Consider the following 14,426-nt stretch of genomic DNA (forward strand, 5'->3'; position numbering starts at 1 on the left):
CAGTCCGTTTGGCCGATAGAGACCTTCTATCGGACACTTTTCTCGGCTACCGCCTTCCGTTTGGCCGATAGAGTCTTTCTATCGGACATTTTTATCGATATCCAAATTCTAATTGTCCAATAGATTCTTCTAATATGTTAAAATATAGTAAAATTTCTATAATATTACTAGTAAGGTGGGTAATTTTTTGACTAGACCGAGAGCATTTGCTGCCATCATTAAAAATAATTATATACTTATGACAAAACATGTCTATCCGGACGGTTCTTTCTGGACACTTCCTGGCGGAGGTCTTGAAGCAGGAGAAACCTATGAAGACGCAGTCATTCGGGAAGTGAAGGAAGAAGTGAATTTGGATGTGGAAGTAGTCGACTATCTTTTTACTGGTCGATACAGCGGTGGGGAGGAAAGGTGTTTTTTAGTTCGCCCATTAAACGGCAAAGAAGCCACGCTCGGCCACGACCCTGAACTTGGCGACAAACAAACATTAAAAGAAGTGAAATGGCATTCGCTTGAATCGGTGAAGGATGATCTTCACGTTGCTAAGGTATTAGAAGCTATGAAGTTAAAAATCTGAGAGGGTTAAAAGATGATTACAGAAGTATATTTCGTAAGACATGCACATTCGGTCTTCTCCCTGGAGAATGAGGAGACACGGGAACTTTCCGAAAAAGGCTGGCGAGATGCAGAGAGAATCACTCAAATTCTTTCACAGGAAAATATCAATCAAATCATTTCAAGTTCTTATGTCAGAGCAAGACAAACGGTCGAAGGACTGGCAAAACTGCTGGATCAGGAAATTGAATTAGATCCCAGGTTCAGAGAACGGGACCTGGCTGCCAGAAATCATCATTTTGAAAATCCAGAGGAAGCCATGCAAAAAGTCTTCTCAAACCCTGCATACAAATTTCCTGGAGGAGAAACCAATCTTGAAGTGCAGCAACGAGGAATTGATGGGTTAAGGGATGCCGTGAAGAAGTATAAAGGCCAGAAAATCGCAATAGGAATTCACGGTAATATTATGGCCTGCACGATGAACTATTTTGACAAAAAATATGACTTCGAGTTCTGGAAACAAACCACCAAACCAGATATTTATAAACTCTTAATTAATGATGACTTTGAATTAGTCGCTTGTGAACGGCTTTGGAAGGAAGAACTCCTTCGCACTTGAGAATAATGAGGGCAGCTACCGACAAAGTCTGGCTGCCCTCACATTAACTACATTTTCCCCAATCCAATTTTCTGATAGTTTTCAAGGAACGATTCAGGTTTTATGAGTAGTAAATCTTCAAACGTTTTATCAGGATAAACCTCAGAGAAAGCCAGGAAAAGATGATATGCGAATGCATAGCCTGCCATATATGGGATTCCCTGCTTCGGATTGCCAAAAGCAAAAAGGTTTTTGGTCTTACCATCGGTAGAATCATATACGCTTTTCGCTTCCCTCCAATAGTCCAACTCCACTTCTGAGGTAAACTCATCCTTCCACCACCGCTTATCGGGGTAAAGGCTTAAGCTGAAAAATTCAGCGCCCCCTTCCATCTTAAACCATTCGGCCAGGGAAAAAGAATTCAGAGTAAGGTCATAGATAGGATTACATGGTGTGGCATGATGGAGTTCGTGGGCAATCATATAACTGAGAAAGTCTTCGTCTGGTTCAGGCGGGATCGCAATCTGGATGTTGTTTGGACCGTTGGTAAATCCATTTGTCCACATTGATTGAGGAAGGTTCTTGTGCCATGGGAATGGTAACGCTGGAAAAACAGTCACTGTTACCTCATCAAAGGAAAGATGATTACGAGCGTTGTTAATTGTATCATCAATGATTTCATTTACCCTTTCGGCATCCCAGGAATAAGCTCCAGCTTCCACTTCTGTGAGTTCTTTGAATTTAAACAGCTGAAATCTTTCGGCAATTTGTTTCCACTCTTTCATCCATGTATTTTCATTTACTAATGGACTTAGATTTTTAAACAGAAAAGAATCTAAGTTACCTCTATGCAGGTAAAGGTCCATAGGGGTCAGCTGAATCACCTTGTTCATTTGTGTCACCTTCCTAGCTTAGGTTTTGATAATAAATACAAAAATCAGTCCAGCGGCCATCTTCAAGAGAAAAATCCTTCCTAATACATTCAAAAATGAAACCTGCTCTTTTGGCCAAGTTGATCGACGGAAGGTTGTCTTCATTAATATGCAGTTCAATTCTATGAAAATCGAGTCTATTGAAAAATAGTTCCGTCGCAGCAACGACACTTTCAATTCCATAGCCTTTTTTCCAGCATTGATTATGGATCGAGTAACCCATCATTGCCCATTGATAATCCATTCTCATAAGGGTCATTAGTTCTACTTTTCCAACATTCACACCATCTTCTTTTCTAAAAACTCCAAGATTATACATTTTATCTTCCTTTGCTGACCGCTCAAAATTACTTACCCATTGGGTAAACCACTCTTCCGTGTATGCATCCAGATTGGATGGGCGTCCATCGTCATACCCGTATTGAGATGGCAACCGGTTGTCAAACTGCCGATACCAATTATGATAATCATCTCGTTTAAAAGGGCGTAAAACCAGTCTTTCGGTTTCAGTATACAAATCCACCTTTACCACCCTTCCACTCCTAGCTGATTAAATCCAGCAATCCATCAGGAACCAATCTCAATTTGCCAGATCCAAATTCACTTACAGGAATCCACTTTAATGAAAAAACAGATCCGTCATCTTCCTTCCCTGTAAAAGTTTCCAAATCATAGAAGGCTTCATCCACAAACTCCGCCTCAAAAACAACCACAATTTCATGGCCCAATTCACCATTAAACGTAAAAATATTTTCAATTGTTCCTAGGTAGTTCATATTCTTAATCTCAGCGGAAATTTCTTCATGCACTTCTCTTTTAAGTGCGTCCAAGCTTTTTTCACCGTATTCAATTCCACCGCCAATCGGCCGGTAGTAGTAATCCTTCTTCACCGAATCATAACCTTCTGCTGCCAGAATCGACTCGCCTTTTTTAAATAGACAAATAGCCAGCGGCCTGATGACTCCTTTTTTCACTATCAATCACCTATTCATGTTATTTTTTACAGCTAAAATGGCAGAGGATGTGGGCGTTAGATAAATTTCGGTTGCTGATAGGTTTTCATGATTCAACCAGAACTCCCTTACCGGGTCTCTCTTCCCTCGCCACTGTTCAGGCCAATGTTCTTCTGGAGTGAAATCGTCCATAAATAACAATCCGCCCGCCTCCAGAATATCAATCAATAATTCTCCTTCAATACTTTTAGCGGCAGAAGCATCTGCAAAAACGAACTGGAAAGGTCCGGACTTAATGATTTCTTTCCAGTCTCCACATATGAACGTTGCTTGCGTGTGGTTAAGATTATTTCGAACTAACTTAACCTTATGTTCCTCTAAATCTACTGAAACAAATTGTACATGAGGTTGAATAGCAGACAGCATCCACGCACTTCCCACGCCAAAGCCTGTGCCAATTTCAAGAATCTTACCCTGTTTCACTTGTCCGGAAAGTACCGCCAGCAATCTTCCAGCCTCATCCGTACATGAACCATCGAACGATTGATTCTCAGCTAATTTTTTCATGATTGAGACCAGCTCTGGAATAAATGTATTGTACCTATATGTAAGCATTAGCAGCTAAACTCCTTTAGTCCTTAGGCTGAAGATTTTTTTAACAAAATCCTCTTTATGGGCGGTGTATTCATTAATACCAGTAGACGACTTTTCGAGGTAAGCTTTCTTGACCTTTAAATATTCCAACTTGGCATCCTCATATGAATTCAAGTGATCTCTAAAAAATATAAGGTTTTTCCACAATTCCTTTCGATACTCTACTAAATGGATAAAATGTGTTTTCACCAAAAATGTTTCATCTGTAAACCTGGAAAAAACAATTTCACTTGAACGTTGGACCTTTAGCCTTAAAAATCCTATGTTTTTGAAACCACTAATTATTCCCTCATCTAAATTTGTTATATCATCAACTCCGACCAGGATATCAATAATCGGTTTAGCATCCATCCCTAGGATCGAGGTGCTCCCTATGTGCTCAATTTGTTGTTCTGCTATTTTAGTATTTTTGATGATTGCATTTTTCACCCTGTCAAATTCGTTGCTCCACTCAGGCGTATATGTATCCAGCTTAACTTCGTCCCTTTTCAAACCTAATTTCATCGAATCAACTCCACAGTATTATTCATCAGCACGATGGGTGAAAGGCATATAAGCTGATGGATTCAACTCTTCACTTTCAATAACGATTGCATTTAATCCAGCTTCCGTCTTCGTTTCATGCCATTCACCTTTTTTCCAAAATACCGCAGTACCAGGCTCAATTTTATAGTATTCTTCGGATTCTCCTCTTACAAGTCCTTCGCCGCTGATCACCAATAGAAGCTGTGGCATTGTCGCCTGGTGGTACCCAATGATTCCTTTTGGCTCCAGATACATATAACCAATATGAGCAGCATTAGTCGTTCTTACAATCCGGGACATCACAAAGTTCGAATCGAATTTGGTTATTTTTATTCCGTTGGCTTTATTGAAGCTGTAGAATTCCACTTTTCTACCCCCTATTGTTCCCTCAATTTTTCCAGCCACAGGTGTTCTGGGTCTTGTAAAACCAAGGCATTAGATAGCCAATTCTTCTGTTTGCTGGAAAGCTTGTCATAAATAATTAAGAAGTCCTGCTGATCCTTTGGACGTATGTGCTTTGATTTATAAAGAAGGACTATTAATGGACTTAAATAAGGTAGACCGCTTGGCGTAAAACTCCCTGCCTCCGTAAGCGGCATCTTCACTCTCAAATCCCTGCGATACACCCATTCTAACCCTTCCGTTTCATTTAAAAGAATTTCAAACTTGTCACCGGATTTTTTATTGCTGGCATGCAATTCATGGACTGGCAAATGTAAGAATTCCCTTCCCCAGGATTTTAGTTCACGGTCTTCGACTTTGTCGATATCCCATTTTCCCAAATAATCCTTCAGGAAGGTTTGGTCTTCTCTAAATACCACAATTTCAATATCTTTATGTTCTCTGGAAACATAGCCAAGATAAAGGTCAACTGCCCACCCGCCAGCTATATACCATGGCCTCTTGAAGTCTGACATCAGTGAATGCATTATGAAACATGCTTCAAATGACATTCCCTTGTCCTCAAATACTATACTTATGAACGATCAGATGCTGTGGCGCCTCAGGCAATTCACTCAAAGATGTCCTGATGAACTCTGGGTATAGTTTGAATTTTTCAAGCCTGCTAATTGGCACCCACTGATAGACCAGCCGCTCACCCTCTTCTCCAAAGAACTCTCCCTTGTGGAAGTTGAAGCTGCCATTCAAAGGGGAAACTTGATAATACAGCCCGATTTCATGATAATTTTTATTGTTATAGTCAAAAAAGTTCTCAGTGAACCAGAGAAGTTTTTCCACCTTTACATCTATCCCTAACTCTTCTTTTACTTCTCTCACCACACTTGTCTGTGAATCCTCCTGGAGCTCGACCCTTCCTCCTGGCAATGCCCAGTGCTCGTCCTTTGCCTGCCTATGGATCAGCACGTGGTTGTCCACGATCATAATCGCCGCTACCCGATAATTAAAAACAGCCTTTTCCATGTAAAACGTCGCATCCATTGTTCGTCCTCCTCATTTTGAAAGAGTATTTGCCATATGTACTCCATATTCCCTCCGTGATAAGTAAAAAATTTCTAGTTAAACAGAATTCGACAAAGGGAGAAATTTTCCTTCTTTTTCCTAAAAATAAAAAGCGTTTCTTTAAGAACCGCTTCTGAACAATTTTTATGTATTTTCTTATTTTAAAACAAAGATGACGGACACTTTTTCTCTCGATTCCGCTCTTGCTGTCCATCATCCTTTCAATTAATTTCCGGAACGCTTTCTAAGCAATATGAAGGACACTATCATTAGGCCAACCAACGGAATCCAGATATAAATGTAGCGGACGACTGGGCTTTGCAACTTATTTTGCAGATTCACTTCTTCGGTTGGCCTCGACCCTTTTCCTAGTGTCGCTAAATCCTCCCCGGCGCTGCTTAATTCTTTGGTTCGGTCACAAATATTGGTTGTCAATTCACCCTGGAAGTCATAGGCATATACCAAGTAAGATTCTCCGTCAAAAAAATCAATAGAACAGCTGCCCCATTCATCCTTCAATATGATTTCTGTTTGTGATATACCTTTCCATGTTTCTTCCACCTCAAATAATATCTTTCTATTATTATTCTTGTTTTTTATATCAAGGATTTTCCCGCGAAATACCGCTTTGGAGCTTTCCAATTCTTTTTCAACGCTTTTCTCTTCCACACATTTGCAAGCGTGGCTGGCTGTTGGGAATGTTGTCAAAGCCGCAGCTAAAAGAATGACTGCTATGGAAAAGGATACTAGTTTTGGTTTCACCCTTCATCTGCCTCCATTTTTTAAAAATAGAATTAGCACTGCCTAACCAAAGCAGTGCTAACCTAATCATTTCTTCGTAACTTCTATCACTCCGCCACAGTGGGAAATTGGCAGGAATTCCAGTTTGCAGCTATCCTCTAAATCAGAACCGATTTCATTGAAAACAAAGTAGAATTCATCATCATCCCAAAATCCTTTGCTGTCTTTTTTACAATCTTCGAGCTGCCGCCTCGTTTCAAAGGCAATGTCCCCAATCAGGATTTTGCCGCCATCCGTTAGCAATGGCAATAATTCCTTTATAAAAGAAACCTTCTCTGCGTCAGTTAAATGGTGCAAAGCGTAGGTGCTTACGATATACTCGTATTTTTTTCTTTTTAATTCTGCGGGCAAGCCGTTGGCAATATTCCATTCAATGAGATTGGCCTTCGGCATTTTAGGCTGTGCCAGGGCAATCATTCTCTCCGAAAAATCGATTCCATCAATATGATATCCACTTTCATACAGTTTTGATGTTAAAACACCTGTACCAAAGCCGATATCCAGAACTCTCGCATTTTCTTTTTCCATCACTTCATTAAAAATTGTATTCAAAATTGTTCGATACCCCGCAAATGGGTATACTCCATTTTCTTCACTAACCTGTACTGTTTTGTCATAGCCGTCTGCCCACAAATCAAAACCTAGTTTATTTAACATGAATGCTCCTCCAATTATTTGAGAACATCGAGCACTCCCTCGCAATTTTAGACTGCGATGTTCTCCATTATTTTTCTGATGCCCATAATCCTTCTTGCCTGTTTCATCTCAATCGCCACCCTTCATAAAATTCATTTAACGATAAAAACCAAGTTCATCTTGTTCGAATTCCGCGACCGGCTTTTCCGTGATTCTTTCCACAGCTCTATAAAACCCTTCGGTCTCCTTCGAATCTTCGATTAATTCCACCACTACTTCCTTGCCATATTCCTGTATCAATCTTATATTCCGCTGACTCATTCTTTTCCTCTTTTCTCCATCTCCTCCAGCAGAGAAATGATTTGATCGTTCTGCTCAATCATTTTCTCATTTTGCTTCCTGAGCTTTGTGAAATCGACCATAAATGCAAATAAAAGAATGGCTATAATGACCGTCACTTCTTTACTCCTTCCTTCCCCATAAGCCAGTCTATTGCCTCATTCAAATCCCTCGCAATAAAATCCGGCTGAATTTGTCCCCATCGGCCAAAATACTGTTTGTTTATGTATTTATCATAGGCTTCCTGGCCGCTTCCCGTTTTGACCAATATCTTGAAACAACCAGCTTCATCAGCAGCCACCATGTCTGTCCATCTATCCCCAATCACTGCACATCGATGTAATTGCAGATTATTTTCTGACGCAGCTTTTTTTAGCATTCCGGGAGAAGGTTTCCTGCAAGCACAGCCTTCCTCATGGCGATGAGGACAAATATAAGCCTTGTCAAATCCAAAAGTGTTCAACTCTTCTTCAAACTGATCGACATCAGCTTCACCGTTCGCAATCCCTGGCTGGTTCGTAAAAGAATAAACTAAAATATTGTTGTCTTTTAATAGCTTAATTGATTCCTTGACACCCGGGAATAACTTGAAATCCCCCGGATAAATCACTTTGTCACTTCCGCCGAGAGTCCCATCCCGATCGATAAAAACAGCCTGGATATGCAACATAATATCTCCCCCTACAAAACAAACTCCAAGTAAATTTTAGGTTTTGCCGGTACATATTATTTTCACCTGGCACCTGCATACTTTTTAATAATTCAATCATTTCCATCATACCATTCCACAAAATACATTTATATCCATATATTCCGAAGCAGGATGAAAGCACTAAAAAAATCCCACGCCTATTGGCAGGGGATTTCTGATTAATTCATATTCTTACCACTATTCAATTCAGTGTGAAGCTTTTTAAACTGCAAATACATCGCGACTCTCCACGGAACAATCATTCCAAAGGCAAGGATCCAGAACATGCCGCCCAGTTCGCCTACATCGAATGAGCTGCTTAGCATAAGCTTAGCAATTACACGTACGATCAACAGACCGATTAAAATGAAGGCAAATGCCTTGGATCTTTTTAAAAAGATTTCCCGGCCTCTTACTTCAAATTTAGAGGTCTTGATAAGAAGGATCGAGAATAACATTCCCACTGTAAGTGCCTCAATAATCTGTAAAAAATGAACCCGGAACATTGGGAAGATGAACATGAGCGCACCGGTGCTCATGAAGATTGGCGGTAAGATAATTTTCTTGGCAGATGCTGGTTTTTTGGCAGCCTTCATCCTCATGAAAGTCACGAAGATGGCCATGCCAATTGCTCCAACTGTTGACGCCAGAACATAATTCATTCTTTATTTCATCCCTTATAATAGATTTCCCCATAATTATAATGAAAATAAGCCATTTAAGATAGACTTAAATGGCTGTTTCTTATCTTAATACTCTTAATACAGAATCGACCACCTGTGAATCATCGAAAGGCTTTACGATAAAATCTTTTGCCCCTGCCTCGATTGCATCCACCACCATTTTCTGCTGACCCATGGCAGAGCACATGATGATTTTTGCATCCTTGAATTCCCGTTTTATTTCTTTTACGGCATCCAGTCCGCTCATTTCAGGCATTGTAATATCCATTGTCACAAGGTCGGGCTTTAGCTCACGATACAGCATGACTGCTTCACGTCCATTTTCAGCTTCCCCTACTATTTCGTGATTCGCTTTCTTCAGAATATTGGTTAAGGTGATTCTCATAAATTTTGCGTCGTCAACTATCAAAATTCTGGCCATTGCTGTATCCTCCCCGACAATCACAACAATTATATTAATTTGTTAAAATTCTCCTTAGTTACTATATAACTATATTTAACCATTATTTTCAATGTAAAGACACCGACAAAATTCTCGCATGGTGAATTTTCCTTATGAAAATAATCATAAATATGGGCATATGCTCCTGATTATCCTGAAGTTATAACGGCTTTAATTGGGTTTCTCTATATTTACCTATTTCTCATAAACATTGTAATTAAAAGGTTCTCATGCCATTAAGCACAGAGTCACAGGAATCCAATTATCCCTTTTTAAAACCCTGTAAAATCACCAAAAAACATTGAAAGAATCGAAATCAGCTTCGTCATCCAATCGAAGAACAACATGATTCCGACTAATATCATGATATAGCCGCCGATTTTAACAATTTTCACATTATGCTTACGGATCCACTGCATTTTTCCGATAAAGAAAGAAAGAATGAAAAACGGAATCGCAAATCCAAGAGTATACGCGATCATATACAGCATTCCTGATCCTGGGTTTGAGCTCGCAAGCAGAATGACTGAGGCGAGGATCGGGCCAGTACATGGAGTCCATCCGGCTGCAAATGCCATACCGATCAATGAGGACCCGAAATAACCGGATGGGCGGTTCTTGAATTCTATCTTCCTGTCTTTCATCAAAAATTCAGGCTTAAAGAAGCCGATTACCATTAACCCGAAAGCAACTATAAAGATGGCACCCAATTGACGGATGAGGTCCTGGTACTGCATGAAAAATTGGCCGACGAAAGAGGTTCCAAAGCCAATTGCAATGAAAATGACCGAAAAGCCCAGCAGGAAAAATAATGTATGGAGCAGACTGCGCTTTTGCAGCATCGCATTTTCGCTTTTCAATTCACCCACGGACATTCCGGTAATATAAGATAAAAACGCGGGGTAAAGCGGCAAGCAGCATGGAGAAATAAAGCTAAGGAACCCCGCTCCCATAGCAATGAAAATATTAATATCTGTCATCATTCCATCTCCAGTCCATATTCGTTAGTCCCATTCTAACAAAACCATATACTACTATTATAGTTTAACTGTGAACAATTTATTAATTTCTATAGAAAAGGTGTTTACCTTTTTAAAAACTGGGTAATAAACTATGGTGTATAATTTTAACAGGAAAATATTTTACAAATGTTTCTTTTGAAATATGGCAGTATATGCTATATACTAATATAGCACTTGTAATAATTACTATATTTATAACGATTTTACATAAGCTTTTTTCCTATATTGCCGAGAGATAAAACAAGAAAGGATTTTCACATTGTCTAAAGAGCAACTGATCACCCTCATTGAAAAGAAACGCGAAGAGCTAATCCAAATCGCTTCTCAAAATGGCTTGAATTCTACCATAGCTATCACTTATAGCCAGGAACTTGATGAACTATTAAATGAATATAACCGTGTTTATATAAAAAAGATAGCAGCCCACTAAAAAACAGCTAAAACGCCATAAGCGTTATAGCTGTTTTATTTTTTATGTCATCAGTATTGTTTATCCAACAACATCTTCCACTCGTTCTACTGAACCATTCTGAAGGAGATACATCTTATGGTAAAGTCCCTGTTGTGAAAGCAGTTCCTGATGTGTTCCACGTTCAACTATTTCTCCATGATGGAGGACGATGATCTGGTCTGCATCCTGGATGGTCGACAGGCGATGGGCAATGGCTATCGTGGTTCTACCTTTGCGCATTTTGGCGAGTGCCGTCTGGATGGCCTCTTCGGTTTCCGTATCAATATTTGCAGTCGCTTCATCGAGAACAAGGATTTTCGGATTTGCCGCAATCGTCCTCGCAAAAGCAATCAATTGCCTTTGTCCGCTCGAAAAAGTTGAGCCTCGCTCCGTCACTTTTTGTGCATATCCATCCTCCAGTTTTTCAATGAATGAATCTGCCTGCACAAATTCAGCTGCCTTTTTAATATCTTCTTCGGTCAAATCACTGTTGTGAAGCCTGATATTATCCCCAACTGTTCCATAGAACAAAAATGGATCCTGAAGCACAAGTCCCATTTTTTCCCGCAGCTCTTTTACAGGATAATTTTTTATTGAACGATTATCAATTAAGATGTCGCCCCGTTCGAACTCATAAAAGCGCATCAACAGGTTGATGATCGAGCTTTTCCCGCTTCCAGTATGGCCGACAAAGGCAAGAGTTTCCCCAGGATTTACGGTGAAACTGATATTTTTCAATACATCCTTTTTGCCATCATAGGAAAAACTGACATCCTTGAATTCTATTTTTCCTTCATTGATTTTATCAGCTTCTGTCCCAGTCTGGCCCGGTGCAAGCTCATCTTCATCAAGCAGCTTGAAAACACGTGACGCAGCAACAATCGCCTGCTGGTACATGGAAAGGCGCATCATCATATTGTTCACCGGCTCGAAAAAGCGATCCAGGTAATTGATGAATGCATACAGCACCCCTATCTCAATCGGACTGTCAAAAGAAGTAATCCCAAAAAAGCTGAGTACGATAATTAACGCTAAAATATAGACAAGGTCAACCGCCGGGCGCAGCAGGAGTCCGTCTGCCTTGATGTTTTTCATCCCTGCATCAAAATGCTTGTCATTGATTTCACCGAATTCCCTTTTCAACCTTTCTTCCTGTCGGAACATCTGGATAATCGACATTCCCTGTAGTGATTCACTGAGCTTCGCATTCAGCTGGCTAAGCCGTTCACGCATATCCTGGTAAAACCTTGAGCTCAGTTTACGATATAAGCTCATGATGAACACGATGAATGGTAAAATCAACATCGTGAACAATGCCAGCTTCACATTCAGGATGAACATCGCGACAAAGATCCCGAACAGCAAGAAGCCGCTTTGGATAAAAGTCGCAATGACGCTGACGAACATATCCTTGATCGCCTCAGTATCATTGGTAACCCTTGACACAAGCGAGCCGGCAGGCGTTTTATCGAAATATTTCAGCCCTAGCTGCTGGACCTTTGTAAATACATCAATCCTCATTTGCTGGATGATTTTTAAGGCAATCTCCTGAAACTTTAGAAGCTGAAAATAAGAAACAAGCACATTGAGAATTTGAATGCCAATATAAGCAGCACCCAGCATCAACAATGGCTCGAAAGGCATGTATCCTTCCCTCAAGTAATCATCGATGAAGATTTTTACCAAAATCGGACCAAGCACGTCACCAACCGTTGCGAGCAGAAGGAATCCGAATGCGACAAAAATCATTTTTAAATGCGGCTTCCCATAGGCAAGAAGCCGAAACAGCACGGAACGCTGCTCTTTTGCGTTTAACACAGGCGTTTTTTCCATTGGTCACCCTCCCTGCTCGACAAGCTCTTCAAGCTGCTGCCTCAAATACATATCCTTGTACCAGCCGTCATGCTCCATCAGCTGGTCGTGAGTGCCGCGTTCAGCAATCCGGCCATCCTCGAGGACAACGATCAGATCAGCATGGTGGATGGCGCTCAATCGGTGTGCAGTGATAATTGTTGTCTTGTCTTTTCGATTTTCTTTCAATGCTGATAAAATCTGTTCCTCGGTCTTCGCATCGACCGCCGACAGGGAGTCATCCAGGATCAGGATTTCCGGATTCATCACCAATGCGCGGGCAATCGAGATTCGCTGCTTCTGGCCGCCTGAGAGTGAAACTCCCCGCTCCCCGACAACCGTTTGGTAGCCATCCGTAAATTCAAGAATGTCATCATGGATGTTCGCCACTCTTGCTGAACTATAGATAACTTCCTTATCAACCGAAGGATTTGCGAAGGCAATGTTCTCCATGACAGTCGCGGAGAAAAGGAAATGATCCTGTGGCACGTATCCGATCGCCTGTCTCAATCGATCCATCTTATAGTCCCGGATACTTCTCCCGCCAATGCAGATGCTGCCCTCTGAAAGGTCGAATTCACGAATTAACAGCTTCAATAGACTCGTTTTTCCGGCACCGGTTTTTCCGACGATTCCCAGCGTCTGCCCTTTCCCTAAATCAAATTTGATATCCTTCAATAAAGCTTGCTGGTCACCAGGATAGGTAAATGACTCAATATCATATTTAATGTCGCCATTCGGCACAATATCCAGGGCATCTGGTGTGTCCTGGATGTCGATTTTTTCATCAAGCAATGCGGAAACACGGTCATATGAGGCCCTTCCACGTTCCACAATATTGAAAAACCAGCCGAACGCCAGCATCGGCCACACCAGCAAGCCTAGATAGGAAGTGAAAGCCACCAGCTGTCCAATTGTCAGTTCACCGTTCAAAACATACCTAGCTCCAAAAGCAATCGATAAGAAGAATGAGATACCGACAATGATGGAAATCGTCGGGTCAAATAAAGCATCAACCTTCGCGACGGAAATGTTCTTCTTCACAACATCCTCAGACTGTTTACGGAAATCCTCGATATCTTCTTTTTCCTGGCCAAATGTTTTGATGACCTTAATTCCCGTAATGCTTTCCTGTGTCTTATCGTTTAGATTTGAAAAAGCTTCCTGGGCTTTATGGAACCTTTTATGTAGCATCGTCCCGTACCAGCTAGTCAGCAAAGCCATGAACGGCATAGGAATCAGAGCGATCAATGTCAGCTTCCAGCTGATTGTCGCTGCCATCGCGATGATGACGAAGCCACCGGTTGAGACAGAGTCAACAAAGGTCAGGACACCGGCACCAGCAGTCTGCTGGATCGCCGAAAGGTCATTAGTGGCATGAGCCATCAGGTCCCCTGTCCTTCTCTTTTGGTAAAAAGATTGCGACATGCTCGTAAAATGGGCATAAAGCCGATTTCTTAATAGGCGGGCCAGTTTTACCGCTGAACCAAAAATCATGATCCGCCAGTAATACCTTAGCGAATACATTGTCAGCCCTGAAGCGGCTAAAACTAAAATCCATTTCCCTAGTTTCCTGGCCGTCAGTGTCCCATTGGTGATCTCATCTACGATTATTCCAATGACGCGCGGCGGGACGAGCTGAAGCAAAGCTACAAATAACAGAAGAGAAATTCCTGTCAAATAAGCCTTTTTCTCTGACTTGAAATACCATAATAAATCCTTGAATACGCTCATCTGTATATCCCCCAAACCCCTCAAATGCTTAAATAGTTTATCAAATATTTGTAAAATGGGGAAGATTTTTTATTTTAAATCACGTCTTGACGAGTTAA

21 protein-coding genes are annotated in these 14,426 nt (G+C 41.0%); 3 read left to right on the plus strand and 18 right to left on the minus strand.

Annotated elements, in window-relative coordinates; genetic code table 11:
* Nucleotides 1–187: 187 nt before the first annotated feature.
* Nucleotides 188–577 (plus strand): NUDIX domain-containing protein, encoded by a 390-nt coding sequence (locus tag J7E37_RS03035; protein ID WP_215022407.1) that lies wholly within the window; start codon nucleotides 188–190, stop codon nucleotides 575–577.
* A 12-nt stretch (nucleotides 578–589) separates the two neighbouring features.
* The gene (locus tag J7E37_RS03040; protein WP_215022409.1) at nucleotides 590–1,174 is read left to right on the plus strand and encodes a histidine phosphatase family protein; all 585 of its coding nucleotides are present in this window, start codon (nucleotides 590–592) and stop codon (nucleotides 1,172–1,174) included.
* Nucleotides 1,175–1,221: 47 nt separating this feature from the next.
* Here the strand turns inward: J7E37_RS03040 and J7E37_RS03045 are convergent, their stop codons facing one another.
* From J7E37_RS03045 to J7E37_RS03120, 16 genes are all read right to left on the minus strand, one after another.
* The gene (locus J7E37_RS03045) at nucleotides 1,222–2,046 is read right to left on the minus strand and encodes a DUF2268 domain-containing putative Zn-dependent protease (RefSeq protein ID WP_215022410.1); all 825 of its coding nucleotides are present in this window, start codon (nucleotides 2,044–2,046) and stop codon (nucleotides 1,222–1,224) included.
* A 13-nt stretch (nucleotides 2,047–2,059) separates the two neighbouring features.
* Entirely contained in the window at nucleotides 2,060–2,617 is a 558-nt protein-coding gene (locus J7E37_RS03050) for a GNAT family N-acetyltransferase (protein ID WP_215022411.1), read from the minus strand.
* 10 nt (nucleotides 2,618–2,627) lie between these two features.
* Nucleotides 2,628–3,059 (minus strand): NUDIX hydrolase, encoded by a 432-nt coding sequence (locus J7E37_RS03055; protein ID WP_215022412.1) that lies wholly within the window; start codon nucleotides 3,057–3,059, stop codon nucleotides 2,628–2,630.
* Nucleotides 3,060–3,065: 6 nt separating this feature from the next.
* Nucleotides 3,066–3,605 (minus strand): O-methyltransferase, encoded by a 540-nt coding sequence (locus tag J7E37_RS03060; RefSeq protein ID WP_215022413.1) that lies wholly within the window; start codon nucleotides 3,603–3,605, stop codon nucleotides 3,066–3,068.
* Nucleotides 3,606–3,659: 54 nt separating this feature from the next.
* The gene (locus J7E37_RS03065) at nucleotides 3,660–4,196 is read right to left on the minus strand and encodes a GrpB family protein (RefSeq protein ID WP_215022414.1); all 537 of its coding nucleotides are present in this window, start codon (nucleotides 4,194–4,196) and stop codon (nucleotides 3,660–3,662) included.
* An 18-nt stretch (nucleotides 4,197–4,214) separates the two neighbouring features.
* Nucleotides 4,215–4,583 (minus strand): cupin domain-containing protein, encoded by a 369-nt coding sequence (locus J7E37_RS03070; RefSeq protein ID WP_215022416.1) that lies wholly within the window; start codon nucleotides 4,581–4,583, stop codon nucleotides 4,215–4,217.
* Nucleotides 4,584–4,594: 11 nt separating this feature from the next.
* A complete protein-coding gene (locus J7E37_RS03075; RefSeq protein WP_251009424.1) occupies nucleotides 4,595–5,146 on the minus strand; it encodes a nucleotidyltransferase domain-containing protein in 552 nt (183 codons plus the stop codon).
* Nucleotides 5,147–5,180: 34 nt separating this feature from the next.
* Nucleotides 5,181–5,657, minus strand: coding sequence for an NUDIX hydrolase (locus J7E37_RS03080; RefSeq protein WP_215022420.1), 477 nt, complete (start codon nucleotides 5,655–5,657; stop codon nucleotides 5,181–5,183).
* Nucleotides 5,658–5,903: 246 nt separating this feature from the next.
* Nucleotides 5,904–6,440 (minus strand): hypothetical protein, encoded by a 537-nt coding sequence (locus tag J7E37_RS03085; RefSeq protein WP_215022422.1) that lies wholly within the window; start codon nucleotides 6,438–6,440, stop codon nucleotides 5,904–5,906.
* A gap of 66 nt (nucleotides 6,441–6,506) precedes the next feature.
* On the minus strand, nucleotides 6,507–7,136 hold the full coding sequence (locus J7E37_RS03090) for a class I SAM-dependent methyltransferase (RefSeq protein ID WP_215022424.1): 630 nt from the start codon (nucleotides 7,134–7,136) through the stop codon (nucleotides 6,507–6,509).
* A 135-nt stretch (nucleotides 7,137–7,271) separates the two neighbouring features.
* Nucleotides 7,272–7,436: a hypothetical protein gene (locus J7E37_RS03095; RefSeq protein ID WP_214776802.1), complete on the minus strand. Its 165-nt coding sequence runs from the start codon at nucleotides 7,434–7,436 to the stop codon at nucleotides 7,272–7,274.
* Nucleotides 7,433–7,573 (minus strand): hypothetical protein, encoded by a 141-nt coding sequence (locus tag J7E37_RS03100; protein ID WP_215022426.1) that lies wholly within the window; start codon nucleotides 7,571–7,573, stop codon nucleotides 7,433–7,435. The genes J7E37_RS03095 and J7E37_RS03100 overlap by 4 nt, the downstream gene beginning before the upstream one ends.
* Nucleotides 7,570–8,124, minus strand: a complete 555-nt coding sequence (locus J7E37_RS03105; protein ID WP_215022428.1) for an HAD-IIIA family hydrolase — start codon at nucleotides 8,122–8,124, stop codon at nucleotides 7,570–7,572. Before J7E37_RS03105 ends, J7E37_RS03100 begins: the two co-directional genes overlap by 4 nt.
* 200 nt (nucleotides 8,125–8,324) lie before the next feature.
* Nucleotides 8,325–8,807 (minus strand): CcdC family protein, encoded by a 483-nt coding sequence (locus tag J7E37_RS03110; protein ID WP_215022430.1) that lies wholly within the window; start codon nucleotides 8,805–8,807, stop codon nucleotides 8,325–8,327.
* Between the two features lie 82 nt (nucleotides 8,808–8,889).
* Nucleotides 8,890–9,249, minus strand: a complete 360-nt coding sequence (locus J7E37_RS03115; RefSeq protein WP_214776811.1) for a response regulator — start codon at nucleotides 9,247–9,249, stop codon at nucleotides 8,890–8,892.
* Nucleotides 9,250–9,542: 293 nt separating this feature from the next.
* Complete coding sequence (locus tag J7E37_RS03120) at nucleotides 9,543–10,250, minus strand: cytochrome c biogenesis CcdA family protein (RefSeq protein WP_213367218.1); 708 nt, start codon at nucleotides 10,248–10,250, stop codon at nucleotides 9,543–9,545.
* Between the two features lie 301 nt (nucleotides 10,251–10,551).
* On the opposite strand from J7E37_RS03120, the gene J7E37_RS03125 reads away from it, so the two are divergent.
* Nucleotides 10,552–10,722: an aspartyl-phosphate phosphatase Spo0E family protein gene (locus J7E37_RS03125; protein ID WP_192471306.1), complete on the plus strand. Its 171-nt coding sequence runs from the start codon at nucleotides 10,552–10,554 to the stop codon at nucleotides 10,720–10,722.
* A 60-nt stretch (nucleotides 10,723–10,782) separates the two neighbouring features.
* On the opposite strand, the gene J7E37_RS03130 is transcribed toward J7E37_RS03125, so the two are convergent.
* Entirely contained in the window at nucleotides 10,783–12,576 is a 1,794-nt protein-coding gene (locus tag J7E37_RS03130; RefSeq protein ID WP_215022432.1) for an ABC transporter ATP-binding protein, read from the minus strand.
* A 3-nt stretch (nucleotides 12,577–12,579) separates the two neighbouring features.
* Nucleotides 12,580–14,328, minus strand: coding sequence for an ABC transporter ATP-binding protein (locus tag J7E37_RS03135; protein ID WP_215022434.1), 1,749 nt, complete (start codon nucleotides 14,326–14,328; stop codon nucleotides 12,580–12,582).
* Between the last annotated feature and the right edge of the window lie 98 nt (nucleotides 14,329–14,426).

The organism is Bacillus sp. ISL-39, from assembly GCF_018613295.1.
Taxonomy (GTDB): Bacteria; Bacillota; Bacilli; order Bacillales; family Cytobacillaceae; genus Mesobacillus.